Source organism: Nocardia mexicana NBRC 108244 (assembly GCF_001613165.1).
Lineage (GTDB): Bacteria > Actinomycetota > Actinomycetes > Mycobacteriales > Mycobacteriaceae > Nocardia > Nocardia mexicana.
Map to the genome: position 1 here is coordinate 293,260 of NZ_BDBV01000001.1, position 8,913 is coordinate 302,172.

The 8,913-nt window shown below is 68.5% G+C and carries 7 protein-coding genes; 5 read left to right on the forward strand and 2 right to left on the reverse strand.

The window, feature by feature from the left end:
• Nucleotides 1-79 precede the first annotated feature (79 nt).
• Entirely contained in the window at nucleotides 80-871 is a 792-nt protein-coding gene (locus tag NM1_RS01225) for a hypothetical protein (RefSeq protein WP_147288920.1), read from the forward strand.
• 71 nt (nucleotides 872-942) lie between these two features.
• On the opposite strand, the gene secA is transcribed toward NM1_RS01225, so the two are convergent.
• Together secA and NM1_RS44555 are read right to left on the reverse strand one after the other, a co-directional pair.
• Nucleotides 943-3,777 (reverse strand): preprotein translocase subunit SecA, encoded by a 2,835-nt coding sequence (gene secA / locus NM1_RS01230; protein ID WP_068012775.1) that lies wholly within the window; start codon nucleotides 3,775-3,777, stop codon nucleotides 943-945.
• 152 nt (nucleotides 3,778-3,929) lie between these two features.
• The gene (locus NM1_RS44555) at nucleotides 3,930-4,205 is read right to left on the reverse strand and encodes an Rv3235 family protein (protein WP_084519032.1); all 276 of its coding nucleotides are present in this window, start codon (nucleotides 4,203-4,205) and stop codon (nucleotides 3,930-3,932) included.
• Between the two features lie 494 nt (nucleotides 4,206-4,699).
• Between NM1_RS44555 and NM1_RS01240 the strand changes: the two genes are divergently transcribed.
• The 4 genes from NM1_RS01240 to NM1_RS01255 form a co-directional block, all read left to right on the forward strand.
• On the forward strand, nucleotides 4,700-6,139 hold the full coding sequence (locus NM1_RS01240; protein ID WP_114699481.1) for a WS/DGAT/MGAT family O-acyltransferase: 1,440 nt from the start codon (nucleotides 4,700-4,702) through the stop codon (nucleotides 6,137-6,139).
• 58 nt (nucleotides 6,140-6,197) lie between these two features.
• Nucleotides 6,198-6,710 (forward strand): DUF6912 family protein, encoded by a 513-nt coding sequence (locus NM1_RS01245; RefSeq protein ID WP_068012857.1) that lies wholly within the window; start codon nucleotides 6,198-6,200, stop codon nucleotides 6,708-6,710.
• Between the two features lie 224 nt (nucleotides 6,711-6,934).
• Entirely contained in the window at nucleotides 6,935-8,083 is a 1,149-nt protein-coding gene (locus tag NM1_RS01250) for a ferredoxin reductase (RefSeq protein WP_068012858.1), read from the forward strand.
• A 78-nt stretch (nucleotides 8,084-8,161) separates the two neighbouring features.
• A partial coding sequence (locus NM1_RS01255; protein ID WP_174556819.1) for a fatty acid desaturase family protein occupies nucleotides 8,162-8,913 on the forward strand: 752 nt, incomplete at its 3' end.

An 8,913-nucleotide genomic window follows, 5' to 3' on the forward strand; every position in this document is an offset into this window, starting at 1 on the left:
GCAATACCGACCTGGAACCGGGCGGCAGCCAAGCGGTTTCGCGGCATCGTTTCGCGGTCCGCACGTGCACTGGGGTTTCGTGTACTCCGCAGCACTGAGCCTGATCACCTTCGCGCTGCTCTTCCAACCCTGGCTCACGACGAACGGCCCGAAGGGCCGGGTGACCTCCGATGCGTTCGGCCGGATGCGGGGCGTCACCACCGCGGTCGGCGACTGGCAGGAGTCCGACGGCCTCCATCCGCTGCATGTCAGCGGCGGCGGTGGCGTCGTCGCGGCCACCGCCGCCCTCACGACGATCCTCGCAGTGGTCATGTACCTGTTCGACCGCCGGGCGACGACCGCGCTGATCATTTTGGGTTCCAGTGCGGCGCTTGTCCTGTCGGTGTTCTGCACCCTGCTGTACCTGGCCGCCAAGGCACCCGAGTTCAAGACCCTCTCCGAGGGTTCGGGATCCGGTAGCGGCCTGCGCAACCTGCTCTCGGGAAGCGAGCCGGGCGCACACGAAGTCGCCAGCGCCAACCTGGGATTCGCGGCGCTACTGGGCGGCGTCACCGCACTCGGCGCGGTCCTGGTCGCCGTGACGACCGCCGTGCCGAAGCGGGCGCCCAACCGGATCGCGGCGCCCGCACCCGAGGCTCCGGCACCGTCGGCGCCGCGTGCTATCGAGCCCGCGCCCAACCCACCGTCGCGCACCGAGATTCGTGCCGCCCTGCCGGTGTCCCCCGAACGCCCTTCCGATATCCGGACACGCACCGGAACCCGGCGACACCCCGACCTGGAAGGGCTGACCATCCAGTTGCCGTACCGCGCGCGCCTGGTGGACAGCAAGTCCGAGTTCGCGATGCTCGTCGGCTCGGGGTCCCGGCGGTAGGACGGCGAATCCCGGCCGTACACAACGAAAGGGGCCCACTCCGAATCGGAGTGGGCCCTTTTCTGCCGAAACTACCTGCGCCGCTTGGACTTCGGCGGCTTGGTGTGCTTGGACTCGGCGCGGGCGGCCTCGCGGCGCTCGCGCCGGGTGGTGCCGTCGTCCGACCGGCCGCCGTATTCCTCGGCGTCGCTGTGCTTCGCGGCGTGCCCGCCCTCGTCCGGACCCGAGTAGGTGAGGCCGCCGACGTCGCGCTGGTCGATTCCCTTGGCGCGCAACGCCGCCGGGGCGCCGCCGCCGTTGACCGGCTCGTCGACGGGCGCGGCCGGGGCTCCGGCGCCGACCGGAGACTGCAGGCCCGGCGCGACCCCGACGCCCTGCGGCTGCGGCTGCTGCACCTCGACCTGCAGGTTGAACAGGAACCCGACCGACTCCTCCTTCAGGCCCTCCAGCATCGCGGCGAACATGTCGAAGCCCTCGCGCTGGTACTCGACCAGCGGGTCGCGCTGCGCCATGGCGCGCAGGCCGATGCCCTCCTTGAGGTAGTCCATCTCGTAGAGGTGCTCGCGCCACTTGCGGTCCAGCACCGACAGCAGCACCTGGCGCTCCAGGTTTCGCATGCTGCCCGAACCGGCCAGGTCATCGATCTCCTTCTCGCGACGCCCGTACGCCTGGTGGGCGTCGTCGAGTACCGCCTCCAGCAGTTCCTCGCGGGTCAGGTCGCCGATCTCGCCGGTGGAGTTCTCACCGGTCAGATCCTTGTGGTCGATGCCGACCGCGTACAGCGTCTTCAGCGCCGTCCACAGCTTCTCCAGGTCCCAGTCCTCGACGTAGCCCTCGGCGGTGGCGGCGTTGACGTAGGCCGTGATCACATCCGTGATCATGTTCTCGACCTGGCCCTCCATGTCCTCACCGGACAGGATGCGCTGGCGCTCGGCGTAGATGACCGTGCGCTGCTGGTTCATCACCTCGTCGTACTTCAGGACGTTCTTGCGGATCTCGAAGTTCTGCTGCTCGACCTGGGTCTGCGCGCTCTTGATGGCCCGGGAGACCATCTTCGCCTCGATCGGCACGTCGTCGGGCAGGTTGAGCCGGGTCATGATCGACTCCAGCGCGGCGCCGTTGAAGCGCCGCATCAGCTCGTCGCCCAGCGACAGGTAGAAGCGGGACTCGCCCGGGTCGCCCTGGCGGCCGGAGCGGCCGCGCAACTGGTTGTCGATGCGGCGCGACTCGTGGCGCTCGGTGCCCAGCACGTAAAGACCGCCCGCGTCACGCACCCGGTCGGCGTCCTCCTCGACCTGCTGCTTGACCCGGTCCAGCGCCGGAAGCCAGTTCGCCTCGTACTCCTCCGGCGTCTCGACCGGGTCGAGGCCCTGGCGGCGCAGCAGGGTGTCGGCGATGATGTCCGGGTTGCCGCCGAGCACGATGTCGGTACCGCGACCGGCCATATTGGTCGCCACGGTGACCGCACCCGGGCGGCCCGCCTCGGCGATGATCTGGGCTTCCTGCTCGTGGAACTTGGCGTTGAGCACGTTGTGCGGGATGCCGCGCTTGGTGAGCAGTTTCGACAGGTACTCCGAGCGCTCCACCGAGGTGGTACCGATCAGCACCGGCTGGCCGTGCTCGTGCCGCTCGGTGATGTCGTCGGCGACCGCGGCGAACTTCGATTCCTCGGTCTTGTAGATCAGGTCCGACTGGTCCTCGCGGATCATCGGCTTGTTGGTCGGGATCGGCACCACGCCGAGGCTGTAGATCGAATGCAGCTCGGCCGCCTCGGTTTCGGCGGTACCGGTCATACCGGACAGCTTGTCGTAGAGGCGGAAGTAGTTCTGCAGCGTGATGGTGGCCAGCGTCTGGTTCTCCGGCTGGATCTCCACCTTCTCCTTGGCCTCGATGGCCTGGTGCATGCCCTCGTTGTAGCGGCGGCCCACCAGGATGCGACCGGTGAACTCGTCGACGATGATCACTTCGCCGTCGCGGACGATGTAGTCCTTGTCGCGGACGTACAGCTCCTTGGCCTTGATGGCGTTGTTCAGGTAGCTGACCAGCGGCGAGTTGGCGGCCTCGTACAGATTGTCGATGCCCAGCTGGTCCTCGACGAATTCGACGCCCTGCTCGTGCACGCCGATGGTGCGCTTCTTGATGTCGACCTCGTAGTGCACGTCCTTCTTCAGCAGCGGCGCGATGCGCGCGAATTCGGCGTACCACTTGGAGGAGGCGTCGGCGGGGCCGGAGATGATCAGCGGGGTGCGGGCCTCGTCGATCAGGATCGAGTCGACCTCGTCGACCACGGCGAAGTTGTGCCCGCGCTGGACCAGGTCGTCCAGCGAGTGGGTCATGTTGTCGCGCAGGTAGTCGAAGCCGAACTCGTTGTTGGTGCCGTAGGTGATGTCGGCGTTGTAGGCGGCGCGGCGCTCGGCCGGGCTCATGCCGGACAGGATCACCCCGACGTCCAGGCCGAGGAAGCGGTGCACGCGGCCCATCCAGTCCGAGTCGCGCTTGGCCAGGTAGTCGTTGACCGTGACGATGTGCACGCCCTCGCCGCTGAGCGCGTTGGTGTAGGCGGCCAGCACCGAGGTCAGGGTCTTGCCCTCACCGGTCTTCATCTCGGCGATATTGCCGATGTGCAGCGCGGCGGCGCCCATCACCTGCACCTTGTAGGGCTTCTGGTTCAGCACCCGCCAGGCCGCCTCGCGTGCGACCGCGAACGCCTCCAGCAGCATCTCGTCCAGGGACTCGCCGTCCGCGTAGCGCCGCTTGAACTCCTCGGTCTTGGCCCGCAGTTCGGCGTCGGTGAGGTCGGCGTACTCGTCTTCCACGGCAAGCACGTCGTCGGCCAGCCGCGCGAGCCGCTTGACGACGCGGCCCTCACCAATCCGTAGCAACCTCGTCAGATTCAGCGCAGGCACGGGTCTCGTCAGTCCTCTGGGTCGGTGTCGTGGTCTTGCAGTACATCCTCGGCTCCCGCGGGCGGGGTCCGGTACCCGGATGCCGCAGCAACGCCCATGGTAGTGCGGCCTCCATGGTAGGTGCCTCCCTCACCGCAACCGCTGCGCGGCTGTCACCGCAGCCGCAGCGCGGTCAGGCGCCAGTCACCCCGTCGCGCGACGATGCGGGCCGCCACGGCGAAGCGCCGGTTGCCGCGATCGTAACCTCCGAAGACCTCCGCGGTGCCGGGCGCCACCATCGTCGCCCGCGCGGACACCAGCTGCGCCGCGCCCAGCCGCCGGTCGGCGGCGCCGGTACGGGTCAGCGTCTCGACCGCGGCCACCACCGTCGGCTCGGCCACCGGCCGCAACTGTCCGACCGGTCGCCGCCCGTCCAGCACCTCCAGCACCAGGCGCAGCGATCGCTCGGCGAATCGCCTTGCCGCCGAACCGGTTTCATCCGAGGAAGCGTACGATGTAGAGCGTCCGTCGTGTGGTGAGCGGCGTGGCGTCCCGCCCGGCACTCCGGCTGGCGTACCGGCCGACGAGGCGGCGGCCCCGCGCCCGGGCACGCGATGACGACAGGGTTGATGACGGCAGGGCAGCGTGGCTCGGCTCGCCGGACCGCGCCGCGCCGGATCGCCGGAATACCGGGAATTCTCCGGATACTGTGCACCCTCCAGCGGCGGTTCGAAATTCGGCGCAAGTGACAGCGACCGGCGTTGGCTGCGCATGGACTTCCCCCCAGACAGTCGACTCCCCCTGACATGAATCGGACCAGCATGCCACGGAAGCCACTGCGGGTGAAGGATTTCCCCGGTATCGCGACATGTCCCACTCGCCGCGCCCGAACGGTTTGTGTGACCTCACAATGGAGCGGGTATCGGAAGGAGCACCGGACAGCGTGATCACGAGATTGACGCCGCAGGACGCGTCGTTCTACCGGCTCGAGTCGAGCAGCAATCCGATGCACATCGGCTCCCTCGCGATCGTGCGCGACCCGGCTCCGGGCGACATGGGCGGCAGCGGTGACCCCGACCGGTCCCCGCTGGACTACGACCGGCTGGTCGAGCTCGTCGAGAGCCGCCTGCCGCTGGTGCCGCGCTATCGGCGCCGGGTGCGCGAGATCCCCCTCGCACTGGGCAGGCCGGTGTGGGTGGAGGACAGCCACTTCGACATCACCTATCACGTGCGCCGCTCCGCGCTGCCCAGCCCCGGCACCGACGAACAGCTGCACGACCTGGTGGCCCGGCTGGCGTCGCGGCCGCTCGACCACACCCGGCCGCTGTGGGAGATGTACCTGATCGAGGGGCTGTCCGGCGACCGCCGCGCGGTATTCACCAAAACTCATTCGGCGCTGGTCGACGGCAGTACCGCACTCGAGATCGGGCACGTCATCCTCGATGCCGGACCGTCGCCGCGCGAGATGGCGGGCGACGCCTGGGTCGCGCGCCGCGAGCCGAGCGAGCTCGCGCTGCTGGCGATGGCCATGGTCGAGCTGGCCGGGCAGCCCGGCGAGGCACTGGAGGTGCTGCGGCAGGCCGGGGCAGGGGCTCCGTCCATCGTCCGAGCCGCCGGGAAAACGGTCGGCAAGATGGTCTCGGTGGTCCGCACCGCCGCGCTCGGCTGCCCGGACAGCCCGTTCAACGCCCGCACCTCACGCAACCGCCGCTTCGACGTGGTGCGGACGGATCTGGAGGACTACCGCAAGATTCGCAGGCGCTTCGACTGCTCCATCAACGACGTGGTCCTGGCCGTGGTGACCGGCGCGCTGCGCATCTTCCTGCAGGCCCGCGACGAGGTCCTGACCGAGTCGGCGGTGCTGCGCACGGTGGTACCGATGTCGGTATATGTCGAGGGACCGCACGGCGACCAGCTGAAACCGGCCAGCGAGGTGTCGTCGTTCCTCATCGACCTGCCGGTGGGCGAACCGAATCCGGTGATGCGGCTGTCCCACATCTCCCACGCCACCGAGGCGCACGCGCGGCACCGGCGCGGGGTGCGCGCCCGGACGCTGGTGCACATGGCCGGTTTCGCTCCGGCGAGCCTGCATGCGATGAGCGTGCGGGCGGCAAGTACGTTCGCAGAGCACACGTTCAATCTGGTGATCACCAATGCGCCGGGTCCGCAGCAGCCGATGTACATCGGTGGCGCGCGGATGCTGGAGATGTATCCGGTGTCGCCGCTGCTGCGCAACCAGGCCTCGAGCATCGGAATCACGTCCTACGACGGACACGTTTTCTACGGTCTCAATGCCGATCGCGATGCGATGGCCGATATCGGAGTACTGTCCGCGGCAGTGCACGAATCCATGGAGGAGATGCTCGGTGCCTGCGTCCAGTGAGTCCGGCGGATCGCCGGGCAAGGCAAAGCTTCGCGTGTACATACCGGCGACCGTCCCGATGCTGCGGGAGTTGGTGGCCGACCGGGAACTGCGCGCGCTCAACGACACCGCCTTCGCGGTGACCCCGGCGCTGCGCGAGGCGTACGCCTCCGGCGACGACGAGGAACTCGCCGAGGTCGCCATGGGCGAGGCCGCCCGCGCCTCGCTGCGCCTGCTCGCCGAGGAGCGCGAGGCGGCGGCCCTGCACGCCGACGAGGACAACCCCGACACCCCCTACTCGGCACCCCTGTACCGGCGCGCCGTGATCGCGGCCGACGTCACGGGCACCACGCTGCGCCCCGACCTCGACGACGCCGTGGTCCGGCTGTCCGCCCCGATCGCCTACAGCCAGATCGCCTCGGTGCACGTCGACCTGGCCGAGGCCGAACCGGCCGTGGCCAAGGCGGTCGACGTGGTCGACGCCGCCGACCTGGGCGACGAGGACGCCGAATTCGTCCTGGGCGATGCCGAGGACCACCAGTTGGCCTGGTACGCCACCCAAGAGCTGCCCTTCCTCTTGGAACTGATGTAGGAGCTGGAGGTTTTCGGCGCGTCTCGATTTTCAGGGGTCGCTGCGTCCGCGACGAAGGAGCTAGCAGCGGCCCCTGAAAATCGAGACTCCGGGCGCCGAAAACCCGCCGGAGCGAAGCGGAGGCCAAGAATCCCGCCCTAACCTACGATGCCGTAACCTAGGTCCGAGAGTGCGCCGGCTGGCGCGTGAGCATCGGTCTACACAGGGAAATGAGCATCCGCACGATGGTCCTGAAATCGGTACAAGGCGTCCGGGCATGGCTGGAGGCTCCGGTCGCCGAGGCGAAGATGGCCGGCCGGACCCGGCTCAACGCGCTGCGCGGCGCTGCGGCGCGCGTCACCACCCCGCTGCTGCCCGACGACTATCTGCATCTGGTCAATCCGCTGTGGTCGGCCCGCGAGCTGCGCGGCCGGATCGTGTCGGTGCGCAAGGAGACCACCGATTCGGTCACGCTGGTGATCAAGCCGGGCTGGGGCTTCGATTTCAAGTTCACCCCCGGCCAGTACATCGGCATCGGCGTGCTCGTCGAGGGGCGCTGGCACTGGCGCTCCTACTCCCTGACCTGTCCGCCCGATTGGACCGACGAGGACAGCCGTTCCAGGCGCCTGATCTCCATCGCGGTCAAGGCGATGCCGGAGGGCTTCCTGTCCAGCCACCTGGTCAACGGCGTCCCCGAGGGCACGGTGGTCCGGCTGGCCGCGCCGCAGGGCGGATTCGTCCTGCCGGAGCCGCCGCCGTCGAAGGTGCTGTTCCTCACCGCAGGCAGCGGCATCACGCCGGTGATGGGCATGCTGCGCACCATGGACCGGCGCGGGAGCTGGACCGACGTGGTGCACGTGCACTCGGCGCGCACCGCCGACGACGTGATGTTCGGCGCGGAGCTGCGCACGCTGCACGACAGGCATCCGGGTTTCACCTCGCACCTGCATCTGACCGGCGAGCAGGGCAAGTTCGCCCTGTCCGGGCTGGACGAGCTGTTCCCGGATTGGCGCGAGCGCGAAACCTGGGCGTGCGGCCCGCTGCCGATGCTCGACGATATCGAAAAGCACTGGGCCGCAGCGAATCTGAGCGACCACCTGCACGTCGAACGGTTCGAGGTGGAGCGTTCGGCGGTCGGCGAGGGCGGCACCGTCACCTTCGCCCGCAGCGGGCGCAGCGCGCAGATCGACGGCGCCACCACCCTGATGCAGGCCGGCGAGGAGGCCGGGGTGCAGATGCCGTTCGGCTGCCGCATGGGCATCTGTCAGACCTGTGTGGTCACCCTCACGGACGGGCATGTGCGCGATCTGCGCAACGGCGCGGAACACCAGGCCGGGGAGAAGATTCAGACCTGCATCTCCGCCGCCGCGGGCAACTGCACCCTCGATGTGTAATCGCCCGCACGACGGCGCGTAAACGCGGGTTCGGGAAAACCCGATACCCTCGAAGGAAGTCGAGAGCAGGGAGACGCGGTGGCCATCACCGATATCAAGGCGTTCGCCCATCTGACGGCAGCCGATATCGAGACCCTGGGGCAGGAACTCGACACGATTCGCCGGAACGTGGAGCAATCGCTCGGCGAACGCGACGCCAAGTACATCCGCCGCACCATCCGCGCGCAGCGCGTGCTGGAGGCGGCCGCCCGCGCCACGCTGTTCGCCGGTAAGAACCGGTGGGCGTGGGTGGCCGGTACCACCATGCTGTCGGTGGCCAAGATCATCGAGAACATGGAACTCGGGCACAACATCAGCCACGGGCAATGGGACTGGATGAACGATCCGGAGATCCACTCCACCACCTGGGAGTGGGATATGACCGGCACGTCGGGGCAGTGGAAGCGCGCACACAACTACTCCCACCACACCTACACCAACGTGCTCGGCAAGGACGAGGACCTGGGCTTCGGCATCCTGCGGATGACCCGCGACGAGCAGTGGCGGCCCATCCACCTGTTCCAGCCGATCGGCAACCTCATCCTCGCCGCCACCTTCGAGTGGGGCATCGCCCTGCACGACCTGTCGGCCGAGAAGGAACAGCTCGACGTTCCTCGCATGCAGGTGCTGTCCGAGCCGAACAAGGCTTTCTTCCGCAAGGCCGGTCGGCAGGTGGCCAAGGATTTCGTGATCTACCCGGCGCTCACCGGCCCGGCCTGGAAGCAGACGCTGAAGGCCAATGCCACCGCCAACCTGGTCCGCAACCTGTGGGCATACGCGGTGATCTTCTG